Source organism: Nocardia vaccinii NBRC 15922 (assembly GCF_001613305.1).
Taxonomy (GTDB): domain Bacteria; phylum Actinomycetota; class Actinomycetes; order Mycobacteriales; family Mycobacteriaceae; genus Nocardia; species Nocardia vaccinii.
In genome coordinates, this window is the sequence record NZ_BDCC01000087.1 from 1 (window position 1) to 23,075 (window position 23,075).

General features: G+C 65.2%; 21 protein-coding genes, 2 pseudogenes and 1 other annotated feature. Of the genes and pseudogenes, 8 read left to right on the forward strand and 15 right to left on the reverse strand.

Going from position 1 to position 23,075, the window contains the following annotated elements; genetic code table 11:
* A pseudogene (locus NV1_RS45345) lies at positions 1-252 on the reverse strand (hypothetical protein); the annotation flags it as partial.
* A gap of 335 nt (positions 253-587) precedes the next feature.
* Here NV1_RS45345 and NV1_RS39370 point away from each other — a divergent pair.
* Positions 588-1,814, forward strand: coding sequence for an enoyl-CoA hydratase-related protein (locus tag NV1_RS39370; protein ID WP_067903970.1), 1,227 nt, complete (start codon positions 588-590; stop codon positions 1,812-1,814).
* 10 nt (positions 1,815-1,824) lie between these two features.
* Positions 1,825-2,952, forward strand: a complete 1,128-nt coding sequence (locus NV1_RS39375) for a CaiB/BaiF CoA transferase family protein (protein ID WP_067903973.1) — start codon at positions 1,825-1,827, stop codon at positions 2,950-2,952.
* Positions 2,953-3,212: 260 nt separating this feature from the next.
* Here the strand turns inward: NV1_RS39375 and NV1_RS46205 are convergent.
* A pseudogene (locus NV1_RS46205) lies at positions 3,213-3,419 on the reverse strand (YnfA family protein); the annotation flags it as partial.
* Positions 3,420-3,493: 74 nt separating this feature from the next.
* Here NV1_RS46205 and NV1_RS39385 point away from each other — a divergent pair.
* The 3 genes from NV1_RS39385 to NV1_RS39395 all read left to right on the forward strand — a co-directional run bounded on the left by NV1_RS39385 (position 3,494) and on the right by NV1_RS39395 (position 4,615).
* Positions 3,494-3,703, forward strand: a complete 210-nt coding sequence (locus NV1_RS39385) for a LuxR C-terminal-related transcriptional regulator (protein ID WP_067903976.1) — start codon at positions 3,494-3,496, stop codon at positions 3,701-3,703.
* Between the two features lie 127 nt (positions 3,704-3,830).
* A complete protein-coding gene (locus tag NV1_RS39390) occupies positions 3,831-4,202 on the forward strand; it encodes an ASCH domain-containing protein (RefSeq protein WP_245714166.1) in 372 nt (123 codons plus the stop codon).
* Positions 4,199-4,615 carry a hypothetical protein gene (locus NV1_RS39395; protein ID WP_067903979.1) on the forward strand — a complete coding sequence of 139 codons (417 nt, stop codon included), beginning with the start codon at positions 4,199-4,201 and terminating at the stop codon, positions 4,613-4,615. Before NV1_RS39390 ends, NV1_RS39395 begins: the two co-directional genes overlap by 4 nt.
* Positions 4,616-4,655: 40 nt before the next feature.
* On the opposite strand, the gene NV1_RS39400 is transcribed toward NV1_RS39395, so the two are convergent.
* Entirely contained in the window at positions 4,656-5,318 is a 663-nt protein-coding gene (locus NV1_RS39400; RefSeq protein WP_067903981.1) for a hypothetical protein, read from the reverse strand.
* Between the two features lie 409 nt (positions 5,319-5,727).
* Here NV1_RS39400 and NV1_RS39410 point away from each other — a divergent pair.
* Positions 5,728-6,971, forward strand: a protein-coding gene (locus tag NV1_RS39410; RefSeq protein ID WP_157117695.1) for an IS3 family transposase whose coding sequence is annotated in 2 segments (ribosomal slippage) — positions 5,728-6,022 and positions 6,022-6,971 — 1,245 coding nt in all. Because the reading frame shifts where the segments join, the coding sequence is not laid out codon by codon here.
* Positions 6,015-6,143: a sequence feature (AL1L pseudoknot), on the forward strand. (Overlaps the previous gene by 129 nt.)
* A gap of 16 nt (positions 6,972-6,987) precedes the next feature.
* On the opposite strand, the gene istA is transcribed toward NV1_RS39410, so the two are convergent.
* Positions 6,988-8,124 (reverse strand): IS21 family transposase, encoded by a 1,137-nt coding sequence (gene istA / locus NV1_RS39415; RefSeq protein ID WP_245714167.1) that lies wholly within the window; start codon positions 8,122-8,124, stop codon positions 6,988-6,990.
* A gap of 233 nt (positions 8,125-8,357) precedes the next feature.
* On the opposite strand from istA, the gene NV1_RS39420 reads away from it, so the two are divergent.
* Entirely contained in the window at positions 8,358-10,007 is a 1,650-nt protein-coding gene (locus NV1_RS39420; protein ID WP_245714169.1) for an ISL3 family transposase, read from the forward strand.
* Between the two features lie 140 nt (positions 10,008-10,147).
* On the opposite strand, the gene NV1_RS39425 is transcribed toward NV1_RS39420, so the two are convergent.
* The 3 genes from NV1_RS39425 to NV1_RS39435 are packed head-to-tail and all read right to left on the reverse strand — an operon-like array spanning position 10,148 to position 13,553.
* Positions 10,148-10,534: a hypothetical protein gene (locus tag NV1_RS39425; RefSeq protein WP_067903992.1), complete on the reverse strand. Its 387-nt coding sequence runs from the start codon at positions 10,532-10,534 to the stop codon at positions 10,148-10,150.
* Positions 10,531-13,185 carry an ATP-binding protein gene (locus tag NV1_RS39430; protein WP_157117686.1) on the reverse strand — a complete coding sequence of 885 codons (2,655 nt, stop codon included), beginning with the start codon at positions 13,183-13,185 and terminating at the stop codon, positions 10,531-10,533. The genes NV1_RS39425 and NV1_RS39430 overlap by 4 nt, the downstream gene beginning before the upstream one ends.
* Positions 13,182-13,553: a hypothetical protein gene (locus tag NV1_RS39435; RefSeq protein WP_157117687.1), complete on the reverse strand. Its 372-nt coding sequence runs from the start codon at positions 13,551-13,553 to the stop codon at positions 13,182-13,184. Before NV1_RS39435 ends, NV1_RS39430 begins: the two co-directional genes overlap by 4 nt.
* Before the next feature lie 268 nt (positions 13,554-13,821).
* On the opposite strand from NV1_RS39435, the gene NV1_RS39440 reads away from it, so the two are divergent.
* A complete protein-coding gene (locus NV1_RS39440) occupies positions 13,822-14,511 on the forward strand; it encodes a DUF8548 family protein (RefSeq protein ID WP_245714168.1) in 690 nt (229 codons plus the stop codon).
* Positions 14,512-14,773: 262 nt separating this feature from the next.
* Here NV1_RS39440 and NV1_RS39445 read toward each other — a convergent pair whose 3' ends face one another.
* From NV1_RS39445 to NV1_RS39480, 8 genes are all read right to left on the reverse strand, one after another.
* Positions 14,774-15,649, reverse strand: a complete 876-nt coding sequence (locus tag NV1_RS39445) for a hypothetical protein (RefSeq protein ID WP_067904002.1) — start codon at positions 15,647-15,649, stop codon at positions 14,774-14,776.
* A 103-nt stretch (positions 15,650-15,752) separates the two neighbouring features.
* Positions 15,753-16,142 carry a DUF5313 family protein gene (locus NV1_RS39450; protein WP_067904005.1) on the reverse strand — a complete coding sequence of 130 codons (390 nt, stop codon included), beginning with the start codon at positions 16,140-16,142 and terminating at the stop codon, positions 15,753-15,755.
* Between the two features lie 17 nt (positions 16,143-16,159).
* Complete coding sequence (locus NV1_RS39455; RefSeq protein WP_157117688.1) at positions 16,160-17,989, reverse strand: phosphoenolpyruvate carboxykinase (GTP); 1,830 nt, start codon at positions 17,987-17,989, stop codon at positions 16,160-16,162.
* Between the two features lie 103 nt (positions 17,990-18,092).
* Positions 18,093-18,422, reverse strand: a complete 330-nt coding sequence (locus NV1_RS39460; RefSeq protein WP_067904008.1) for an ArsR/SmtB family transcription factor — start codon at positions 18,420-18,422, stop codon at positions 18,093-18,095.
* Between the two features lie 96 nt (positions 18,423-18,518).
* Complete coding sequence (locus tag NV1_RS39465; protein WP_067904011.1) at positions 18,519-19,997, reverse strand: hydrogenase large subunit; 1,479 nt, start codon at positions 19,995-19,997, stop codon at positions 18,519-18,521.
* Entirely contained in the window at positions 19,994-21,460 is a 1,467-nt protein-coding gene (locus tag NV1_RS39470; RefSeq protein ID WP_067904015.1) for a proton-conducting transporter transmembrane domain-containing protein, read from the reverse strand. Before NV1_RS39470 ends, NV1_RS39465 begins: the two co-directional genes overlap by 4 nt.
* Positions 21,460-22,122 carry a hypothetical protein gene (locus NV1_RS39475; protein ID WP_067904018.1) on the reverse strand — a complete coding sequence of 221 codons (663 nt, stop codon included), beginning with the start codon at positions 22,120-22,122 and terminating at the stop codon, positions 21,460-21,462. Before NV1_RS39475 ends, NV1_RS39470 begins: the two co-directional genes overlap by 1 nt.
* On the reverse strand, positions 22,119-23,075 hold the full coding sequence (locus tag NV1_RS39480) for a respiratory chain complex I subunit 1 family protein (RefSeq protein WP_157117696.1): 957 nt from the start codon (positions 23,073-23,075) through the stop codon (positions 22,119-22,121). The genes NV1_RS39475 and NV1_RS39480 overlap by 4 nt, the downstream gene beginning before the upstream one ends.

The window sequence follows — 23,075 nt, forward strand, 5'->3', positions numbered from 1 at the left end:
AAGTACGCCAGGGTGTCGGGGATGAAGGCGAAGGGCCACCCAGAGATTCATGAATCCGACCCATCGCGTGAAGCTTTGCCGACGGTCGGTCAATACCGCTACGCCGATAGCGACGTTCTGAATGATGAAGGGCATGATCGGGGTGAAGAAGATCAGCCAGGCCAGGTCGTTGACCTGGTTGTTGCGCGGACGATCCATCGCCGTCGTCAGCGAGCAACCTGATGCCATAAGCAAGCCTCTCGCCACTGTCATCAGCGAGCGCGTAGGGACGGACAGGCCTGGGGTGTTGGAATGTCGGTCGCAGAGTGCATGAGGGGTTGTTGGTGGTGGCGACGAACCTCAGCGACGGTATTTAAGTGAAGATAGATTATATCGGATGACTGGTCAATGGTCCGCTCTGCGCTATGAGGCGCGGCGTTGGCTGCCGTTCGTCCGGCGTAGGGACGAGCTGACGCTTCCTCTGTGTCTGGGCGATAGCGTGTGGCGACACGAGCTGTTCGACACAACTCTGGGGTCTGGTTGTCATGTGAGCGCCGTACGTGTTATTTAATATAGAGTAAAATTTCTCTCGGAAGTTGGTGTGCTCGATGGCTGGCGAAGCGGATCCCTCGCGTCGGACGAACGAACAGGCTGCGGCCGAGCAGGTGGCGGCCGAACTCTACGAGGCCCTGGCGGCGGGGGACCGTGAACGACTCGATGTCGTCCTGCACCCGGAGTTCGAGGGCACGACCGCACAGGGGATGCCGTTTGGACTCGGCGGTGTGTACCACGGGCCCGACTCGATGTGGCGCGAGTTCTGGGGGCGTATCGCGCAGCACTACCGTGCTCGCGCGGTGCCAAGGGAATTCCTGTGGTCCGATGATGGTCGGCTGAGTGTCGTCGGTCGCTATCACGGTAAAGCGAGAGCCGGGGGAGGGGTTCTGGATGCCGAATTCATACACACACTGACATTCGTGCAGGGCAGGATCGTCAGGCTGGCTCAACTGACCGACACTGGTCGATGGCACGAGGCGTTGAAGCCGGAGAGTGGTTTGCGCGCAGTCGAATTCGATGTTGCCGACGGGATTGCGGTGCTGCGGTTGAACAGGCCCCAGCAGCGCAACGCGATCGATCCGGCGATGGCCGACGACTTGTATGAGGTCGCGCAGCGCTGTGTGGTAGCGGACGACGTGCGGGCCTTGGTCCTGCTTGGTAACGGCCCAGTATTCACTGTGGGCGGAGACATCGAGGTATTCGCCGACACCGACCCAGATTCGCTGGCCACGACATTGCGGCGCATGGTCACCCCGTATCACGAAGCCTTGCGGATCTTCAACGAACTGCCTGTCCCGATTGTCACCGGTGCACACGGCGCGGTCGGTGGTGGTGGCCTGGGAATGCTGTACTGCGCTGACATTGCTCTCGCCGCCGAGGGAACCAAATTCGCCACCGGATTCACCGCCCTGGGGCTTTCCGGTGACGGCTCGACTTCATGGTATCTACCTCGGCTCGTGGGGCTGCGCCGTGCGCAGGAGATGTACTTCGGCCGAGTGCTGAACGCGACGCAAGCATCCGAATGGGGGCTGGTATCCGAGGTCGTACCCGAGGATCGGCTGGAGCCGGCTACGCTCGAGCGCGCCGAAAAGTTGGCCGCTGGGCCAACACGCGCTTATGGAGAGATCAGACGATTGCTCCATGATTCAGCAGCGGCGACTCTCCCACAACAGTTGAATGCGGAGATCGAATCGATCACTCGCACAGGCGGAACCGCCGATGCTGCGCAAGCAGTTCGCTCATTCCTTTCGAAGACCAAACCCACGTTCGAAGGACGGTGACTCCGCGGTCATGACCGAAGATATCGACGAGCCGAAATTCACTGGGCCGCTTGCGGGTGTGCGCGTGGTCGAATTGGCAGGCCTGGGTCCAGGCCCGTTCGCCACCATGCTCCTTGCCGACCTCGGTGCCGACGTGGTTCGGCTCGATCGGCCCGTCGGGGCCGATGTGTTTCCGGGTGAGCCACAGGAAGATCTCCTGAACAGGGGCAAGAGATCGGTGGTTCTCGATCTCAAGGATCCGGCGGCTGTCGAGGTCGCATTGGCGCTGGTTGAGCAAGCCGATGTGCTTGTGGAGGGTTATCGTCCGGGAGTTGCCGAACGTATTGGGCTGGGACCGGAGGTTTGCCGATTGCGAAATCCGCGACTGGTTTACGGGCGAATGACAGGGTGGGGTGGTACCGGTCCGTTGGCTCAGCAAGCGGGTCACGACATCGACTACATCGCAGTGACCGGCGCGCTGCATGCCATTGGTGACGGTGACGGGCCACCGCGGGTACCGCTGAACCTGGTGGGCGACTTCGGTGGTGGGGGGATGTACCTGGTCGTCGGGATCCTGTCCGCTCTGCGTGTCGCGGATCGGACGGGGGTCGGACAGGTCGTGGATGCAGCGATTGTCGACGGAACTGCCCACCTACTGACCGGAATCCACGCTTTCCTTGCGGCAGGCGCCTGGACGGACCAGCGTGAAGCCAACATGCTCGATGGCGGCGCCCCGTTCTATACCACGTATGCCACCGCGGATGGTCGCCACATGGCGGTCGGAGCGATCGAACCGAAGTTCTACCGGGAGCTACTCGATCTGCTCGGCCTGGACGAAGTCCCGCAACGTCAGCACGATCGCGCTGCTTGGCCGGAGATCAGAGGAAAGATCGCAGCCGCATTTGCCACTCGAACACAAGCGGAGTGGTGCTCGGTCTTCGGCGGAGCGGACGCCTGTGTTGCTCCGGTAGCCTCGTTGTGCGAAGCTGCGAACCACCCACAAATAGCTGCCCGGGGGACGATCGTCGAACGTGACGGAGTGTTGCAGGCGGCTCCGGCGCCACGGTTCTCGGCTACCCCGACAACGTTCGGCGGACCGCCACCGCTGCCGGGACAGCACACCTGCGAGGTGCTGCGGGACTGGGGGATCGAGGCGTAGGCGGCGACGAGCCGGCACTGGAATCGGTCCGAGCGACGCCTGAGCTGGGATCGAAGCAGTGCCCACCGCCTCGAAGCTCACTACCAGGAATGCGCGTAGACGCACTGGTTGCGTGCATACAAATTTGCGGAGGCGCTCGATCATGCTCAGCATGGCGGACAGTCCATCTGCTGCGGCTTCGGCCCGGTGAGCAGTTCACTGATCCAGTATTGTTCGAACGTAGCGTCGAGGAGCCCGGCTTTGCTACCGAAGCGGGCGTCGACGCCGATGTAGGCGGCGAGGATGCGCCCGAAATTCGCATCCGATTGCAGGGTGGCGACGAATCCGTAGATGCCGAGGGCGATGATGCCGGCGCCGATCCAGGCCCAGCCGCGGTGTTCGCGCACGCCTTGCCAGACCAGCCACGCTCCGCCGATCTCAATGACGGCGGCCAGGACGAAAAGCAGGATCGAACGCGCGACGGTCATAGTCGCCGAGCTTACGAAACCGGTAGACACCGTCCAGCTCGGCAGACCGCTCGGTCGGGTCTCGTATCGTTGACGTGTGCGGGAAGTGGGTTCCGCTGCGAGAACTGGAGGTGCTGGAACTGCTTTCGCACGTTGCGGCCAACACCGAGATCGCCCGCACCCTGCGGATCGGCGCATCGACGGTCGCCACCCACGTGGAGGCGATCCTGCGCCGCGCGGGATCGTCCAACCGGACGGCCGCGGCCGTCTACGCGATGCGCATCGGGCTGTGCCGTTCCGCGTGACGTCAACGGGCAAGTTGCCGCTTGCCCATCGTGGTGGTCGCGAACGCAGACCGGACCGCTCGAGGCGTTCGGCGACGCGACCCGATCTGCATCAACCACCCAGCAGAACGCGCGATCGGAGCATCGCATGCCGCGCCTGATGTCCGTGTCCCTCACCGAACCGCAGGTCAGGGCACGCAGCAAGACCGTCACCCGCCGCATGGGATGGCTCATGCTGCAGTCTGGCGCACGACTGACCCTGTGCCGCAAGGTGATGGGCCGCCGCAAGGGCGAGCCGCTGGTACGGATCGTCGACGTCGAAGTCAGCGCGGTGCGCCGCGAGCGCCTGGACCTCATCACCCAGGAAGAGATTGCCGCCGAAGGCTTCCCGCAGATGAGCCCGGCCGAGTTCGTCGAGTTCTTCTGCGCGAGCCATACCGGCTGCGCTCCGGACAGCACGATCACCCGTATCCAGTGGCGCTATCTCGAAGGCCATGACACCGGAAAGGCCCGAGCATGATCGACCACACGACCACAGCCGCCGTATTCGGCGCGGTGATCGCCGCTTACGTTGTCGGTCACCATGTCGGCGACTACTGGATCCAGAGCGACCACCAGGCCCAGCACAAGGGTTTGCCGTGCTGGGCCGGTCGGATCGCCTGTGCCGGCCATGTTCTGACCTACACCGCGACGCTGGCGATATGCCTGAGCGTGGTGGTCTGGTCGCTGCGCCTGCCTGTGAACTCGGTCTGGGCGTCCGCAGGGCTCACCGTGTCGGCGGTGACGCACTACTGGGCTGACCGGCGCACTACGTTGCGGTGGCTGGCTACCCGGCTCGGCAAGGGCGAGTTCTACGAGCGCGGTGAGGGATTGGCCTCCGGCGCCGCGCACCTGGACCTTCTCTGCACTACCTGGAATCCGGCGGTGGCCTGATGAATAAGGAATTCTCTCGGATTCGTCCCACGAGGCAACGTCATCCCCCGATGGGATGGTCCGGCAGCACCGCTTTCTCACCCCCGCTGTCGAAGCAGTACCAATACCAGTCACCCTCGAGGTGATGGAGCCTGTCTGTGCGAGGGAGACCGGTGAGCTGGGCGAACCCGGCTCCGTCCGAGCAGTAGTCCGCGGCGGGACTGGTCGCGAACCAGATACCCGAGGCGTCGCGGTAGATGCTCGAGATCGGGCGGTCCGTATCGTCGACGCGGTAGAGGCCGAGCCGGTGACCTTCGAACGTCCGCGGATCGACACCATTGCGCACCTGCCGTGCGGAATCATCGAAGCTGTGCTCGGAGAACTGCCACCGCACGAGGATCGGTAGGTCTGCGCTCCATGCAACCACCGTGCACGCCACCACCAGCGCGGGCGCAAGCAGTGGACCGAGTTCGGGGACTCGAAGCCGCCGGGATACGACCACCCGGGCCAGGTAACCGACCATCCCGAAGAAGAAGGCAACCGCCGCGACGGTCAAGAACAATTTCCACAGCACCGACTCGGCGCCGGCCGGGTCGCTGGCATGGACGAGCAGGCCCACACACGACACAACAGTGCAGGCGAGAAACAGATGCCAGCCGTGCCGTGACCGGAGTCGTCGCTTCTCTCCTCGACCGGGAAGGTTGTCGGACTGCACCGTGCTCATTCCGGAAGGCTAGCCTCGATTCGCCCAAGGCCCGGGTGGTCAAGTTCCCACTCTGGGGCCGCCACCACGGCGCCCGGACTGCTCACCGTGTGCGTGGCCGCCGTTCTGCTGGCGGTGGTCCCTTGACCTTCACAGGCGGCATGCCCAGTTCGGCGTGGCCTGGTGCGCCAGTTCGCAGTGCCCGGTGGGTCTGAGACCTTTTGGCGCGCAGGAAGTTCAGGGTGAGATCGAGTCCCGACTTCACCTCGCCATCCTTCCTCGTTCGCGCGGCTCCGGCGGGCGATAAGGTCTTCTTCGAGTTCGTCGAGCCGGGTCAGCATTTTCGGGTCGACCGACAGCATCGGGCAACGGACACACGCGAATTCATGGGCGCACCCGGTGCCGTAAGGAGTGGAAGATGGTTCCCATCATGTCGAAGCGTTATCCGCCCGAGGTTCGTGAGAAGGCCGTGCGTCTGGCTCTCGAGCGTCTCGATGGGTACGGAACTCCTTATGCCGCCGCGCAGGCCATCGCGCCGATGGTCGATGTGCACTTCGAGACGCTGCGGATATGGATCAAAAAGGCCCTGGCCGAGGGCGCGCGACCGGGTAAGCAGGCAGCCTCGGGCCTGTCTTCGGCCGAGCGTGAAGAGTTGGCTCGGTTGCGGAAAGAGAACCGAGATCTCAAGCAGGCCAACGAGATTCTGAAACTGGCCTCCAGTTTTTTCGCGCGGGAACTCGACCCGCGACACCGCTGATCGTCGGGTTCATCGACGAATACCGTCGGGTCTATGGCGTCGAGTCGATCTGCCGCGCACTATCCGCGCACGTAGTGCAGATCGCGCCCAGGACCTACCGCAAAGCCCTCCACCGGCCACCGGCGGCCCGCGGCATCGCCGACGCTCACCTGGAGAACGCCCTGCGCGACCTGCAAGGCACGCCCGAAGCGATGTACGGGCGCCGCAAGATGACCCGATACCTGCGCCGCCGGGGACAGTCGGTGGCTTTCTGCACTGTCGACAGGATCATGCACGACCTGGGCATGAACGGCGCCGTGCGGGGCCGCAAGCACCGCACCACGATCCCCGGCAAGGACGGGGTGCGGGCCGGGGACAAACTCAACCGCGACTTCACCGCAGCGGCACCGAATCTGGTGTGGGTAGCCGATTTCACGTACGTGTCGACCTGGACCGGATGGGCGTATGTGGCGTTCGTGTTCGACGCCTACTCCCGGGCGATCGTCGGCTGGACCGCGGCGAACACGAAAACGACCGCGCTGGTGTCCAAAGCACTCAACATGGCCGTGTGGCGGCGTGACCATTACGGGCATCCAGTCGAGCCAGGCTTAATTTTCCACACCGATGCCGGCAGTCAATATACCTCAGTGCGCTTCACTGAATCCCTTGCCCTGCAGGGACTCTCGGCATCGATAGGCTCGGTCGGAGACGCCTACGACAACGCCCTGGCAGAATCTATCATCGGGCTGTTCAAGACCGAGGTGATCAATCGCCACGGCCCGTTCAAGACCCTCACCGAGGTCGAGTTCGCGCTCATGGAGTGGTGCGACTGGTACAACAACTCGCGCCTGCACTCCCGGTTGGACTACCTGACCCCGGCCGAATACGAAGCCGCGTACTACTCTCAACAACCACCACGCCGACCGGCGCTGGTCTAACAACGAAGCCGGTCCCTCACCCGTGACGGTTCAGCTTCACCGTCTGCGAGTCGACGCGGGCGCTGAGCCGCTGCCCGACCAGATCACCGGGGATACTGTAGAGAGCCCGGGAGATCTGAACATGCCGGTCCGGCGCAACTTTCGGATTCACCCAGGTCGGGACGTCGAATACGGTGTCGGGCAACGGTGTGAGCTTCGGATGCTCGTCGGTGGCGAACACTTCGGCCGGGCGTAGCCGCGTGGTGCCGTGGATGCGCATTCCCGCGGTCTCACGGCACCACCGCTGCGCGCGTTCCCGGCAGTCCTGAAGGTCCCGGAATTGTTCTCCGGCAAAGAAATTCGACCGTGCATAAGGAACGCAGCGTTCGACGCGCGGCTTGTCCTGCGGGCTGCGGACCCTGGCCGGATCCACCACGAACCCACGAAACTCGGCATATTCGCGAAACGAATCGTTCAACCTCGGATCGGTCGCGTTCGCGCGATCCACGATCGCCTTCATATTGTCCGGAATCGCGACAGCGAACACGCCGTCGAAGAACACCCATGCGGCTTCGAACCCGGCGATGACGTCGTTGAGTGTTTCCCGGTAGGTCGGGAACACGAACATGTGCCGCGAATACACCGCGGTGAAGATCAGCCCCTTCACCACCCGCCGCCGACCCTCGACATCGGTCAGCAGCCCGAGCCGGCCGAAGTCGATCTGCACTTCCGCGCCGGGTTCGCAGTCGGCCACCCGCACGGTCGTGCGCCGTTTCCCGAACCCCAATTCGGTTGTGGCGTAACGGTTCAACGTCCGATACGACACTGTCACGCCACGGCGGGCGAGCAGAATGTGGATCTTCGTCAGGGTCAGGCCCTGATCCAGCCACGCCTTGATCTGCTCGGACTGACCCGCGAGTGCCTCCCACACATCGCTCTTACCGTTCGGCCGCGACCGACGAACCCCGGCGATCACCGCCGCCAGCAACTCGTCGGTCAACTGCTCCACACCCTCGTCGCGGTCCACCCCGCACGACTGAGCTCGATCGACATACCGGCGCACGGTCTTGCGGTCGGTGCCCGACAGGCGGGCCACCTCCCGCAACCCTCGACCCTGCAGCCAGAGCCGCAGCATCTCCCTGATCTCGATCACCGAAACCTCCCGATAGCTCATCTGGCCAATACAGCGGCCGAGCAACCGGAAACCCGCAAGCCACGCCGGGTGGTCCCATAACTGGCAAAACCGCTAGTCAGGTGGTCCCATCAGTGGCAAACAGGGTGGTCCCATACTCGGGTTCTGACGCAGATAACGTGATCTTGCCGGTCGGCGTGCCACCGCAGGATCCGGCTCGGCATGGGCGAAGGTAACAGGCGTGCGTTGATCTTGTTCGAATCTTGTTGCCGCACTTGAACGATCTGCTGGTTCAGGGTGTTCGAGCCGAGGCCGATACCGTAGTTGTAGATGCAGTCGTTGCCACCTCGACGGCCCACTGCGGCGGATGCGGAACCCCTTCCGGTCGTGTGCATTCCCGGTATCGCCGCCAGCTCGCCGACGCTGCTGTCGCCGGGCGGAAGATGGTGTTGCGGTTGGTGGTGCGCCGGTTCTTCTGCGTGAATACCGGCTGCCGGGCAAAGACTTTCGCCGAACAAGTTGACGGGCTCACGGTGAAACGGTCACGCCGCACCGATCAGCTGACCGCGATGCTCACCAGGATCGCGATAGCGCTGGCGGGACGAGCCGGTGCCCGGATGGCCGCCCAGCTGGGATTGCCGGCGAGCCGAGATACGCTGCTGCGGCTGATCCGCGCACTGCCCGATCCGCCGGTCGGCGCGATCACCGCGCTCGGAGTCGACGACTTCGCCGTCAAACGTTCCCGCAGGTACGCCACCATCCTGCTGGACATGGCCACCCACCGCCCCATCGACGTTCTCGACGGACGCGAGGCCGACCCGCTGGCGGCGTGGTTGTCACAGCACCCGGAAATCGAGATCATCACCCGGGACCGGGCCAGCGCCTACAGCGAGGCCGCGCGCCGCGGCGCACCCCAGGCCACCCAATGCGCGGACAGGTGGCACCTGTGGCAGAACTTGTGCCAGGCCGTGGAGAAGACAGTGGTTGCCCATCGTCGATGTCTCACGGAATCATCAACCGCCAGCGCTGATCTCGGCGACACCGACCACCACGCTCCCGAAGCGGTCACGGACGAGACCGCCGATAACACGACACCGCTGCCCGAAGGTTATCGCAGTGGTGGATACGCGGGATTGCGTGCACGCGCGGTCGAACGGTACGAGGCGGTGCAACGGCTACGCGCCGAGGGTAAGGGCTTGCGCACCATCGCCAGAGAACTCGATATCGATCGCAAGACCGCGCGCCGATTCGCTCTCGCCGCCGATCCGGACGACGTCATCGCCGCCGCGACCTCTCGCGCCACGATGATCGACGAGTTCGTGCCGCATCTGCTCACCCGCTGGAACGCCGGACACACCAATGTCGCCGCCCTGATCACCGAACTGCGCGAACTCGGCTACCGCGGCAGCCCCAACAACGTCTACCGTTTCCTGCGGCCCTACCAGGCCAGCAAACCATCCGCGCGACCAGTGGCGATCCCACCGCCGAAAGCGAATATCAGGGCGGTGACCAGCTGGATCACCCGACACCCAGACAACCTGCCCGACGCCGAAACACGCCAGCTCGCCACGATTCTGACGTGCTGTCCCGAACTTGCCGCCGCCCGCCGTCACGTCGGCGCGTTCGCGGTCCTCATGCGCGACCGACGCGGCGATCGCCTCCCGGAATGGATCACGAACGTCCGGGCCGACGACCTGCCCGCATTGCACTCGTTCGCCACCGGCCTCGAGCACGACTTCGCCGCTGTCACAGCAGGACTCACCCTGAACTGGAGCAACGGACCGACCGAAGGCACTGTGAACAAGGTCAAGGCCCTCAAGAGGCAGTGCTTTGGCAGATCGAACCTGGACCTGCTCCGGAAGCGAATACTACTCAACCACAACGAATCCGGCTCGACAACAGAGATCCGGCGACCCGCGGACTGATCACGCTGTTTGCGTCAGAACCCATACTCGATGGCAAAACGGCTCCGAAGTGGTCCCTTACCCCTGGCAGCCGACAGTCTCAGACTGGGTCGTACCAACAACAGAGTGCACCGCTACCTCCACCAGCACCGAACACGGCGTTAGCCACCGACCCTGCAGTACAGGCGGCACTGCAGCGTCGTGCCCGACGTGGACAGGCCCGCCAGCTGCTGTCCACCGACCCGAATCTGGCGACCGAGCTGGCGATCGGGCGTCCGGATCTGCGACGGGGGTTCGACGACGGCGGGCTCGTTGATGCCAACAACGTGCCCGAATCCGTACTTGCCCAATTGCCAGGTGTCACAACCGAACTGGCCGCTCGGATCGCTGCGGCCTCTAGAGTCCACAGCCTTACCAGTGTCGAGGATCTGATCGTTTTTGCCGACATCCCCTATGATCTCGGCGAAAACCTGCGCGAGTATTTGATCTTCCGCGAACGTTGCTGAGGCGAGCATCAGGCCGCCGACCATTGCGAGCTGTTCGATCACGACGTGGGAGATACATACGGGGGGTCTTCTCCCGATATCGTTTCGTCGCTGTGAAGGCGAATCGATTCGAGCGTTGTGAGATAGGTTGCGGCAGTATTGGTCTCCAGCGCACCGAGCTGCCGGTAGAGGTCGATGGCTTCGTGAAGATGGATGAGGGCTGTGGCCGTTTCGCCGAGGCTCACATAGCAGCGGGCGAGGCCATCCAAGGCGCGGGCTTGTTCGCGGCGGCTGCCGATTTCGCGCGCCACTTCGAGTGCGGCAGTAAACGTTTCCACCCCATCGCTCGGCGCGCTGGTCTCGAGGAACAACGTCCCGGTTTCGGTGAGTGTGTCGGCTTCGCCCAGGCGATTGCCCATCTTGCGATGCATTGCCAATGCCTTCTGGTAGAGATCGGCGGCCGCGCTGTATTCGCCCGTTCGCGTCCGCAGGACGCCGAGGCCGGTGAGGGCGTTCGCTTCGCCGCGCGGGTAGCCGATTTCCTGGGAGATGGCCAATGCCCGTCGATGTGAATCGGTGGCCGCACTGTAATCACCGGTTCGCGTCCGCAGGAGGCCGAGATCGGTGAGGGCGTTGGCTTCGCCGCGCCGATTGCCGATTTGCCGGGAGATCGCCAGTGCTTGCGTGAATTGGCCGGAGGCCTGGCTGTACTTCCCGGTCCAGGTCTGCACGACGCCGATGCTGGTGAGGGTGATGACTTCGCCGACGCGATAGCCGATTTCTCGGTGCATGGCGAGTGCCTGGTGGTAGAGCTCGGTGGCCTTGTGGTAGTCCCCGCGAAGCATCCACGTGTGGCCGAGGCCGGTGACGGACAGGGATTCGCCGACCCGGTAGCCGATCTTTCGAGAAGTCGCTAGTGCCTGTTGGAAGTGGTCGGCGGCGTGGTCGTAGTTTCCGGTCCATGTGCGCACGAATCCGAGGCCGGTGAGGGCGATGGCTTCGCCGATGCGGTGACCGATCTTTCGAGAAGTCGCTAGTGCCTGTTGGAAGTGGTCGGCGGCGTGGTCGTAGTTCGCGGTCCATGTGCGCACGAATCCGAGGCTGATGAGGGTGTTGGCTTTGCCGAGGCGATCGCCGATCTTGTGGTAGATCGCCAGTGCTTGCTGCTGGAGCTCGGCGGCCTGACCGTACTGCCCGGAGTATTCGCGCACGACGCCCAGGTTGGTGAGGGCGGTGGCGTGGCTGAGGTCGTCGCCGAGTTGCTCGGCGACCAGGCTCGCGCGCTGGTGGAGGCTTGCGGCTTGGGGCCATGGCCCGTCGCGTTCGAGTAGTCCTGCCAGCAGGCCGGTCAGCTCCACCGTCCCCGCCGGCCGGTCCGTGGTGGTGTATTCGAGGCAGGCCAGCAGGTTGCTTCGTTCCGTGCGCATCCATGTCAGCGCGGTCATCTCGTCATCGAAACTGCGCACCGCGACCGGTGGTGGCGGGCTGGGTGTGGCCGGGGTAGGGCGTTTGCGGGGCGCCACATACTTGTCCGCAGATGCGGCAGTGTGCTGGTAGTAGTCCAGTAGCCTGTCGACGGTACGGTCGTTGTCGGTGGCCGGGTCGGCGGCGGTGAGATCGCGGGCGCAATCGCGGAGCAGGTCATGGAGCCGGTAGCGGCCCGGGGTGGTCTCCTCGAGGAGATGATCGGTGTAGAGCACCTCCAACTCTGCACGAGCTACCGAGATCGGGACATCGGCCAGTGCGGCCGCCGCGTAAATATCGAGATCCAGTCCTGGATGCAAACCGGTTCTGCGGAAGAGCAATCGCTGCTGAGGAGTCAGGTCCTGATACGACAGGTGGAACGCCGCACGTACCGCACGATCACCGCCAGTAAGTTCGGCGAGTCGGTTGGTCGCGGTCGCGAAGTTGGCGGCCACGTGAGTGATACTCCACGCTGGATGGTGAGCGAGTCGCCCGGCGAGCAGCACAATTGCCAACGGCAGGTACCCGCATAGTCGCACGATCTCGGCAACGGCCGCACGGTCGGTGTCGTCTTCGGCTTCGCGGCCGGACAGGGTGGTGAACAATCGGATGGCGGGCTCGGGATCGAGGACCCCCAACGTCAAAGGCAGCGCCCCGTCCAATGCGATCAGCCGACGACGGCTGGTCACCAGGGTCACACAACCTCGACCGGCGGGCAGGAGCGGTTCTATCTGAGCATGGTCGCTGGCGTCGTCGAGTATCAGTAATACCCGTTGTCCCGCAAGCCGATCCCGCCACAGATCACTGCGCCCGGCAAGGGTGTCAGGCAAACTCCGCGGGTCTATGCCCAGGTCACTGAGCAGCCCGGCCAACACCTGCGCGGGATCGGCCGGGACTTGCCCGGGTGTATGGGCGTGCAACTCGACGAAGTACTGGCCATCGGGAAACGCTTCCTTCAACTCGTATGCGGCTCGAACCGCTAGTGCCGTCTTTCCGACGCCGGCCATTCCGTCGATGGTGTGAATCGACAGAACCCGGCCGGGTCCCGCCGCTGTCACGATCCTGCGAACCTCGGGGTCGCGACCGACGAATACGCTCACGTCGCGGCGTAACACGTTGGTCACCACCGGCCGCGGCGGCCCGCTCTCACGTGAGGTGGCCACATTGATAGTGCCGGAGTTGTTTCCGGCGACGTTCACCTGTTGAGTTGGGTCGTGTGCGCGGTATTCGGGCACGGAGTCCCCGGTCAAGTCACGTTGATGGTTCCGGCGTTGTCGCCACGAATATTGATCTGCCGCGCATGATCAAGCGCCTGGGCCACGAAAATGCCTGTGGCTCGGTCCCTTTGCGCCGCAACGATCAACTGTTCAACCTGGGCGGCGAACAGCGGGTCGATTCGGATGGCCGCGGTGAGCCGAGCTGCGGTGTCCTCGAGCGGCGTTGCCAACGTAGTTGTGGCAGTGTCGGTTTCGGGATACTTGCGTAGCCTCGCCTCGACCACCTCTTGTAGTCGTTTCACCACGTTCCAGGTGCTCTCGCCAGCGTCTTTGGCGAAGCCCTCACCGAATTTCGCTGCCAGCAAGCTGGCAGCGGCAACACCCAAGGACGCCGGATCCATATCCCCCACCTCAACGGCTCGGTCACTCGACTGCTCCATCATATGGGCTCCGTTGCTCGTACGGCGCTCAAACCACGGATTGAAACACGTTCACGACGTGTCGAGGCCGCGTGCCATCGTGTGCATGCGCCCCTCGACGCTGGGAACTTGTTGGGGGAGTTCACCTTCTGAAGTGCCGAGCATGTCGCCCTGGTTTCGAACCCGTTGCGGTGCAGCTAGTTTCGATTAGCTGAGCGGCGGAACGCGGATTGGTGGCAGTATCGGCGAGGTGGTCGATATTGCCCGTGTGGCGGGTGAGGTCGCCGAGCTGCAACCTCAACCGCGACAGTCGTATTGGCGCAGCCTGAGCTTCTGCGTCTTGGATTCGGTGTTCAGCATCAACGCCCGTTACAGCACCGTCGTCTGCCGTGTCGCCACCGACTTCGGGATCACCCCCGCAACCGCCCCGGACATCGCCGGTACCGATCCCGACCCCTTGTCGCTACCGAAGTTCCTCGGTCGGTTTCCTGCCGCCGACGCGCTGAGTACGGTCGCGGGTAATCGCCGGCGTGCTTCCACACGTAACGGGATCCTCAAGGCCGATGCCAGTCTGCGGTACGCGAAAATCCTTGTGGGTCATGGCATCACTACCCTGCCCCAAGCGCGGGATCTGCTTGTCGATGCCGAACGACTCCGAGCCGTCGAGGCTGATCTCGCAACGGTGCCCGGCGAGGGAAGCGCCGGCATACGCCGCGGCTATCTGTGGATGCTGGTCGGTGCCGACGACTTGATCAAACCCGACCGCATGGTGCGGCGCTGGCTATCTCGCCACGGCGCAGACGTCGATCCCGCCACTGCTCGCACCGTGCTCTCCGACATCGCCGACCATCTCACCAAGACCGGCGGGCACCCAGTGACCGCATGGGAAATTGATCACGCCATCTGGAACGCAGAACGCGCTCGACCCGTCCACGCATGAGATCAGTGGGTGTGTGTTCGAAAACCGAACTGCTCCAACGGATGCAGCGTCGCTACCGCTTCATCGGTGTCGAGGATTATGAGTAATCGGTCTGTGTCGTACTCGTCCTGGCCGATGGCATGGGTCGGGTGTGCGCAGGTCCGAGTCCTCATTCGTGGCGCCAGCGGTTGCGGTCGTCGGTGGCGGTGGTGTCGCACACACCATCGTCTTACATCACTGAAAATTTGCCACCGAGTGGCTGACGCGAGAACTTGTCGGTGGTTCAGGGGTAGGCGGACGGCGATTCTCCGGTACGGGAGGCGAGGACTCTGCTGACATGGCGGGCGACCGCTGTGGTCAGGCGTCGGTCGGCTAGCGATGGAAGTGTGCGATCGACGGGGGTGATGAGCGCGAGTGCCCGTGCCGCGGCGGCCAGTGCGGTGGCGGTCACTGTGATGCTGCCGTGTCCACAAAGGGCAGCGAGCAGGCCGGGGAGCGGCAGGGCGGCGTAATCGTATGGATCGGCGGGTGCGGCTACCGTGTGTGCGGCCATGGTCCAGGCGGGTTTGAGGCCGTCGAGATCGATGACGACATCGTGGTCGACGAGCAGCCGGCGCAGGAGCGGGCCGGGTAGATCGGCGGCCTGGTAGGTCGTGACTGTGGCGGCGCCACAGTCGAGCAGCACGGGCTGCAGGCGCGGTGCGTGTTCGGCGCAGAGGACGGCGAGGCGGCCTTGCCCAGGTAGCAGGCCACGCCCGCGGAGTGTGGTCATAGTCGCTGCGCCTATGGCTGCGGTGAGGGTGTCGGTTTCGGAGATGATCAGCGGGCCTTCAGCGGCTGCCATGATCGCCTGGACCGCAGCGGTTTCGATCGGGGACAGCCCGATCAGAAACACCGCACAAACCGTGCCGGGAAGCCCGGCGATGTGTGCGCACACGGCCCGAGGGTGCGGGACGAGCAGCGGCACCGGGAGCGGCCGCAACGCGCTGCGCTCGCACAGCAACAGGGTGTAGTCCTCCATCGCCGCCCAATGCGAGCGCCCCGTGCGGTCGCTGGGGCTGTGACGACCCGATACGGCAACCACCGCCACATCGAGGCCGCCGAGTTCGCCGTACAGAACAGGGCTGTCATCGGCGGCAGGGTCGAGAGAGAAAGTCACTGGAAGCGCCTCGATTTTTGGACGTGTCGCGTTGTGTGAGATCTCTATCTTAGAAAATCTGCAACTAGTATATGTTCGATTCGCTCAGGTCGCGGCCGACCGTTCAGGCTCGGCCGTGGCGGCGTTCGTAGGCTTCGCGTTCGGCGGCGGCGCGTTGGCGGTTGCCGGTGTCGGCGAAGCCCACGTCCAGGCCGTGGCTGGTCAGGCGTGCGCGGCGGTAGACGTACATGAGGGCGGCGGTGAAGTAGATCAGCGGCAGGTACAACAGTGCCATCATGGCCAGTCTCATCCACAGCGGTCCGGGGATCAGCAGGAACCCGCACAGCAGCACCAGGATCGGGATGAGGATGCGCAGCAGGTAGCGGCGGACGGCGCCCGGCCCGGTGAGGTCGTTGATCACCCAGGCCGACATCTGCGGCGGCAGGGTGCCGCCGCAGATGTAGCGGATGCGTTGTATGAGTGTCGGTGTCGTGCGATCGTTCCATCCGCCCACTGTTTGCTCCGGGGCCGTCACAGAGGCCTGGCCAGTCGGAGTTTCAGCGCGGCGAGTTGTTCGCGCAGCTGGTCAGGGAGCCGGTTGCCACTGATGGTGGCGTACCAGTCGTCGATGAAGGCGGTTTCGGTGACCCATTCGTCGGTGTCGACAGCAAGTGCCTGCGCGGCCAGTGCGCGCTCGGTGTCGTCGAGGCCGGTCAGGTCCAGTGCATCGGCGGTCGGCACGTACCCGATCGGGGTTTGGACCGCGTCGGCGGCGCCGTCGAGACGGTCCAGGGCCCATTTCAGCACGCGCATGTTGTCGCCGAAGCCCGGCCACAGGAACTCGCCTTCTGGGCTGCGACGGAACCAGTTGACCTGGAAGATCTTCGGCAATTGTGCACCGTCACGGTCGGCCAGGGACAGCCAGTGGGCGAAGTAGTCGCCGACGTGATAGCCCAGAAACGGCAGCATCGCCATCGGGTCCCGCCGTACCACTCCGACCTGCCCGGCCGCCGCGGCGGTGGTTTCCGAGGACAGCACCGAGGCGGTGAACACCCCGTGGGCCCAGTCGAAGGTTTCGGTGATCAGGGGAATGGTGGTCTTGCGGCGGCCGCCGAAGAAGATCGCCGAGATCGGCACGCCGGTCGGATCGTTCCATTCCGGCGCCACCGACGGGCACTGCTGGATCGGTGTGCAGTAGCGCGAATTCGGGTGCGCGGCAGGGGTTCCCGTTTCGGGTTTCCAGTCGTTGCGGTGCCAGTCGATCAGACCGGCGGGCGGAGTATCGGTCAGGCCCTCCCACCACACGTCCCCCGCGAGGGTCCGGGCGGTGTTGGTGAAGATCGAGTTGCCCTGATCGATGGTGGCGATCGCGTTCGGGTTGGTTCCCTTGCCGGTGCCCGGTGCGACGCCGAAGAATCCTGCCTCGGGATTCACCGCGTACAGCCGGCCATCGGCACCGAAGCGCATCCAGGCGATGTCGTCGCCGACGGTCTCGGCGGTCCAGCCGTCCAGGGCCGGTTCGAGCATGGCCAGGTTCGTCTTGCCGCAGGACGACGGGAACGCCGCTGCAACGTAGTGCGTCTTGCCTTGTGGGGAGGTGAGTTTCAGGATGAGCATGTGCTCGGCCAGCCAGCCCTCGTCACGGCCGAGCACCGACGCGATCCGCAACGCGAAACACTTCTTACCAAGCAGAGCGTTGCCGCCGTAACCTGAGCCGTAGCTCCAGATCTCCCGGTGTTCGGGGAAATGCGAGATGTACTTCGTCTTGTCGCACGGCCACGCCGTATCGGCCTGCCCGGCACCCAACGGAGCGCCCACCGAGTGCAGGCACTTCACGAAATCTGTTCCGCTGGCGAGTTTTTCCCACACCGGCGCACCGGAGCGGGTCATGATCTGCATCGACACCGCGACGTACTCCGAATCGGTGATCTGCACACCGAATTTCGGGTCCTGCGCGTCGAGGGGCCCCATGCAGAACGCGATCACGTACATCGTGCGCCCGCTCATCGCGCCGCGGTAATGCTCGGTCATCACGGTGCGCATGTCCAGCGGGTCCACCCAGTTGTTGGTGGGGCCGGCGTCCTCGCGATCCTGTGAGCAGATGAACGTGCGGTCCTCCACGCGTGCGACGTCGTCCGGGTCGGAGATGCACCAGAACGAGTTCGGTTTCGCCTCCAGTGGCACGAAGGTGCCCTTGTCCACGAGCACCGCGGTGAGCCGGTCCCACTCGGACCGGGAACCGTCGCAGAACACGACGCGATCGGGAGCGGTGAGCTCGGCGATCTCGGCGACCCAGGACAGGATTCCGTCGTGGTCGGTCGGCGCTGGCACGGTAGCCACGGTGTCGGGGTGGTCAATCACAGCGAGAACTCCTTCGTAAACTGCAAGGGTATCTAGTTTAGAAAAATGGCAATCAGTGTGTAGTCGGGGTCCGCTCCGGGGCGTGGTGTTGTGCGGATCCGGCTCAGGCGGGTTGTTCGAGGGCCTCGGCCTGACCGGCGACCACGCCGGTGAGGATGGCGCGGGCGGCGGCCAGCAGGTCGGCGACCTCGGGGGTGGTGGTCTGGTAGGTGACCGACAGGCCCTCCCGGCGGGCGGTGACCAGCCCCGCGCGGCGCAGGATGGCCAGTTGCTGGGAGAGGTTCGCCGCTTCGACTCCGATTTCGGCCAGCATTTCCGCGACTGTATACTCGCGCTCGGAGAGCAGCTCGAGTACACGGATTCGCACCGGGTGGCCGAGGGTTTTGAAGAACTCGGCTTTCATCTGATAGAGCGGCCTGCTCAATCCTGGCATGCTCAGCCACTCCCTTCTGCTGGCGGCCGGTGTCGTGAGCATCACCCGGCCTGTTGTTTGCGGAGTTTAGCAAACAGTGCAAGTATCTGCGCCAAGCTAGAGGTCATTGCCCGCGTATGAGAGGTTGAAGCTCTTGTTGACCAGGGGGAAGTCCGGCACGATCGTCTCGGTCATCGCTACGGGCACGGCGGGCCAGTTGAACCACGACGGATCCACGATTTTCGCGCGGGTCAGCCGACCGGCGTCGTCGAGTTCCACGCGGTGCACGACGGTACCGCGCCAGCCCTCCACGATGCCGACACCGTCGCGGCGATGGTCGCCGTTCGATGTCGTGGTGAGTTCGATTGGGCCGGTGTGTGTTTCGACCAGATGGGTGATCAGGCGGATGGAGGCGGCGAATTCGTCGCGGCGGATGGTGTAGCGGGCGAGTACGTCGCCGGTCTCGGCGTGCGCCTCGGTGATGGGCACTTCGATGGTGGGGTGGTCGATTCGGGCGTCGGTGGTCAGGCCGCTGGCGCGGGCGGGGTAGCCGAGGCAGCCGAGCGCGACCGCGTCGTCGGCGGCCAGGGCGCCGGTGCCGGCGAAGCGGTCGTACACGATAGCGTTGCGCAAGGTGAGGTCGGTGACCTCGGCCAGATCTGTGGCGATCGCCGCAAGCTGCTCCGGGTCGGGCAGCGCCCGCAGGACAACACCACCCGGATGGATGGCGCCGCGCAGTAGCCGGTGGCCGGTAACGGTGGCGTTGAGGCGTAGCAGGTATTCGCGGATGCGCAGGGCGTGGGCGTTGGCCAGACCGAACCCGACGTCGTTGGCCAGCGCACCGAGGTCCGCGGCGTGGTTATAGAGCCGCTCGAGCTCCACGAGCATCGCCCGTAACCGGTGCACGTGATCGGGTGGGTCGATCCCGAGCGCGTCCTCCACAGCCAGGCAGTGGGCCAGGGCATGGGCGGCGGAGGTGTCGCCGCTGATCCGTTCGGCGAGATCGACCGCACCGGTGGCGGGACGGCCGTGGAACAGTTTCTCGATGCCGCGGTGCACGTACCAGAGGCGGGCCTTGAGCCGTACCACGGTCTCGCCGACGACGGAGAACCGGAAGTGGCCGGGTTCGATGAGCCCGGCGTGCACGGGGCCGACGGGGATCTCGTAGACGCCGTCGCCGCCGACGGTCAGGAACCGCAGTTCGCCGGAGCCGGCGAAATCCGGGATCTCGCCGGTGTCGGTGCGCATGGGATGCCAGTGCGGGGGCCAGTGGGCGTGGCGCACCAGCGGCCGTGGGCGTGGATGCCCGTGCAGGCGGATCCCGTACAGGTCCATCATTTCCCGTTCGAACCGCCCGGCAGGAAACGACAGATAGGCCAGCGACGGCAACACCGGATCGGCCTTGGGGACACCGCATTCCAGCTCGACGCGGCGGTCGGGCCGCCCGGCCAGGAACAGATACACGATCCGCAGGATGTCACCATCGTCGTGGGCGGCGACCAGGCCGAGGCGATAGCCGTTGCCGAAGAGTGCCTCGGCAGTGTCGGGCAGAGTGTCGGTGGTGACCCGGCGGCGGGTGTGCTGGGTGTGGGTCATCGGTGGATCACCTGTACGGCGGCGGTAGTGAACAGGTCGGTGAACGGCCCAGCGGTCATTCCGAGCACCACTGCCACCACCACACCGGCAAACAATGCCAGCGTGGTGGTGGCGGGCACACTGATCGCTGGCGCTCCGGCGGGCGGTGAGCTCAGCAGCATGTGGCTGGTGTTGCGCACCAGCGCGGCGAAGGCGACGGTGATCGGCATCAGCGCCACCGCGAGGGCCCAGGCGAGATGGGCTTGGCTGAGTGAGCGGGCGATGGCCAGTTCGCTGGCGAACATCGCGAATGGCGGCAGCCCGAGCAGCACGGCGGTGCCGACCGTGATGGTGGTGCCCAGCAGCCGGGAGCGGGCTGCGACCCCGGCCAGGGCGTCCAGAGCGGTGGAGTCGTGGGCGGCCTGCAGCGGCCCGGTCGAGATGAACAGCACGGTCTTGCCGATACCGTGAGCCACGACGTGCAGCAGCAGCGCCGCGATCGCCAGGCGGGTGCCACCCGCGGCGGCCACAGCGATCAACCCCATGTTCTCCATCGAGGAATAGGCCAGCATGCGTTTGACGTCCCGGGTCACCGTCAGCAGCAGCGCCGCGACCGTCATGGTCAGCAAACCGATGATCAGCAGTCCGGTCTGCAGATATCCAGGGCCGACCGCAGCGTCGATGATCGGTGTGATGCGCAATACGACCGAGAAGGCAACCGCGAGCAGCACCCCGCTCATCAGCGCCGACACCGGTGCCGGGGCCTGGCTGTGGGCATCGGCCAGCCAGGTGTGGAACGGCACCAAACCCGCCTTGGCGCCGTACCCGATCAGCAGCAGCCCACCAGCCAGGCGGGTCACATCGGGATTCAGATGGGGTGCGCGGGCCAGCAGGACGTCCAGGTTCAGGGCCTGTTCGGTGGCCGCACCAGCATGGCGGGCGCCGAAGTACAGCACGATGGTGCCCAAAAAGGCGACCACGATGCCGACCGAGCAGATGATCACATACTTCCAGGTGGCCTCCAGCGCGGCGCGGGTGCGCCGGTGTCCGACCAGAAACGCGGTCGCGAGGGTGGTGGCCTCGATGGCCACCCAGGTTACGCCGATGTTGTTGGCGCACACCGCGATCACCATGGTGGCCAGGAACGTCGGCACCAATGCCGCATATCCGCGGGCGGCGCGGGCGTCGGTGTGTGCGTGGGCGAGTTCGGCATTGATGTAGCCGATCCCGGCGAGGGTGGCCAGCGTGCCGACGACACCGATCACCGTCAGCATCGTCACCGACACCCCGTCCACGCGCAGCAACCCGCCGGCCAGCACATACTCTCGCCGGTCCAGCCGGGCAATCAGCACCGCGGCGCAGATGAGAATCGTGACGCCACTCAGGGGCGCGGAAACTGCTGTGCTGCGGCGCCATCCGGCCAGCATGCTCGTGACCGCGGCCGCGACGGGCGCGAGGATCGCGACAAGGATCAGGGCTGTCATCAGTCGTGCAGCTCCTGCAGTTGGTCGAGGTCTGCGCCGCCGAACAGGCGACGCAAACGGCCGGTGAGGATGCCGATCACCATCACCGCGAAGAACACATCCAGCGAAGCGCCGAGTTCGACGATCACCGGGACCCCGGCGGTGAGCAGGAACGCGACCGCGGCGATGCCGTTGTCCAGCAGCAGGAATCCCGCCGCTTGCGAGATCGCGTGGCGGCGGGTGGCCATGGTGAACAGCGCGATCAGGATCACCGCGAACGCTGCCGGGGCCGCAGCGGTTTCCGGTGCCGGATCCAGATTCACCAGCGGCCGGGTCACCGCGAACGCCAGCACCGTCAGCCCGGCCGCGATCAGCAGTGAGGCGGCGGTGTTCACCAGCGGGGTCGCCTCCCGGTACTCGCGGCGCTCGGCCCCGATCGCGCGTGCCAGCAGCCATGGCAGTACCCCGGTCCGCAACACGAGCACGATCACCCCGACACCCAGCAGCGGTGCGTCGCGATGGTGGATACCCGCTACGAGCGGGATGACCGCCAGCGCGCACCCCTGCGCGGCGAGTAGCCAGGCGATGGCGCGAAGATCGCGCCGCCACACCACGAACACCGCCGCGAGCACCATGGCGCCTACAGCGAAATCGAGCACGCTCGCGTAGCCAGTGGTGGTCATGCGGGCCCCTTGCGGGTGAAGAAGTTCGCCGCGGTGACCGCCAGCAGCGCCAGCAGGAACGAGCCCGCCAGCAGCTCGGGCACGCGGAACAGGCGCAGCTTGGCCAGGAACACCTCCGCGACCGCGAGCAGCGCGGCCAGCACCAGTACCTTGACCGCGATCGCTACGGCACCGATCACGACCTCGAGGGTAGAGGGAGTGGTGTTGGCGATTCCCCACGGCAGGAACAGATTCGCGAACAAGCTCAGCAGCACCGTCAGTCGCATCGCCGAGGCCCACTCGATCATCGCCACCCGGGGTCCGGCGTATTCGAGGACCATGGCCTCGTGCACCATGGTCAGTTCCAGATGGGTGGCCGGATTGTCTACTGGCAGGCGGCCGGTCTCGGCGATGATCACGATCACCAGCGCTGCGGCGGCCAGCACCCCGCTCAGCGACGCCACCCGGCCCGGGTGCTCGAGCGTACCCGCCACGAGCGCACCGAGATTCGAGGATCCGCCCGGGATCGACAGCGCGAACACCGACAGCAGAATCGTCGGTTCCACCAGGGCGGCGATGACAGTTTCCCGGCTCGCACCCATCCCGCCGAACGCGGTCCCGGTGTCGATCCCGCCGAGCATCAGCGCCACCGTACCCAGAAACAGTAGCCCGACCACTGCGACCAGGTCCGCGGCGCCGTCCAGGGGCGACCCGGTCGCCACCAGCGGCGCGACCGCCGTAATGACCAGGGTCGTGGCCGCCAACACCAGTGGGGCCGCGGCGAATACGAGTGTGGTGCCGGTCGGGGTGATCGACTGTTTGCGTAGCTGTTTGCGCAGGTCCCGCCACGGCTGCCACACCCCCGGCCCGGCGCGGCCCTCGGCGCGGGCGCGGATCTGCCGCATCACACCCAGCAGCAGCGGCGCCCCGCCGATAACTGCGCCGATCTGCGCGGCACCGGCCGCGTACGCCAT

Coding starts and splice junctions, on each gene's coding strand:
- NV1_RS39375 (WP_067903973.1), top strand. CDS start 1,825: ATGACCGAAGATATCGACGAGCCGAAATTCACTGGGCCGCTTGCGGGT.
- NV1_RS39390 (WP_245714166.1), top strand. CDS start 3,831: ATGCCGCGCCTGATGTCCGTGTCCCTCACCGAACCGCAGGTCAGGGCA.
- NV1_RS39460 (WP_067904008.1), bottom strand. CDS start 18,422: ATGCCAGGATTGAGCAGGCCGCTCTATCAGATGAAAGCCGAGTTCTTC.
- NV1_RS39480 (WP_157117696.1), bottom strand. CDS start 23,075: ATGGCGTACGCGGCCGGTGCCGCGCAGATCGGCGCAGTTATCGGCGGG.
- NV1_RS39465 (WP_067904011.1), bottom strand. CDS start 19,997: ATGACCCACACCCAGCACACCCGCCGCCGGGTCACCACCGACACTCTG.
- NV1_RS39470 (WP_067904015.1), bottom strand. CDS start 21,460: ATGACAGCCCTGATCCTTGTCGCGATCCTCGCGCCCGTCGCGGCCGCG.
- NV1_RS39475 (WP_067904018.1), bottom strand. CDS start 22,122: ATGACCACCACTGGCTACGCGAGCGTGCTCGATTTCGCTGTAGGCGCC.
- NV1_RS39370 (WP_067903970.1), top strand. CDS start 588: ATGGCTGGCGAAGCGGATCCCTCGCGTCGGACGAACGAACAGGCTGCG.
- NV1_RS39435 (WP_157117687.1), bottom strand. CDS start 13,553: ATGGATCCGGCGTCCTTGGGTGTTGCCGCTGCCAGCTTGCTGGCAGCG.
- istA (WP_245714167.1), bottom strand. CDS start 8,124: ATGAGCTATCGGGAGGTTTCGGTGATCGAGATCAGGGAGATGCTGCGG.
- NV1_RS39400 (WP_067903981.1), bottom strand. CDS start 5,318: ATGAGCACGGTGCAGTCCGACAACCTTCCCGGTCGAGGAGAGAAGCGA.
- NV1_RS39395 (WP_067903979.1), top strand. CDS start 4,199: ATGATCGACCACACGACCACAGCCGCCGTATTCGGCGCGGTGATCGCC.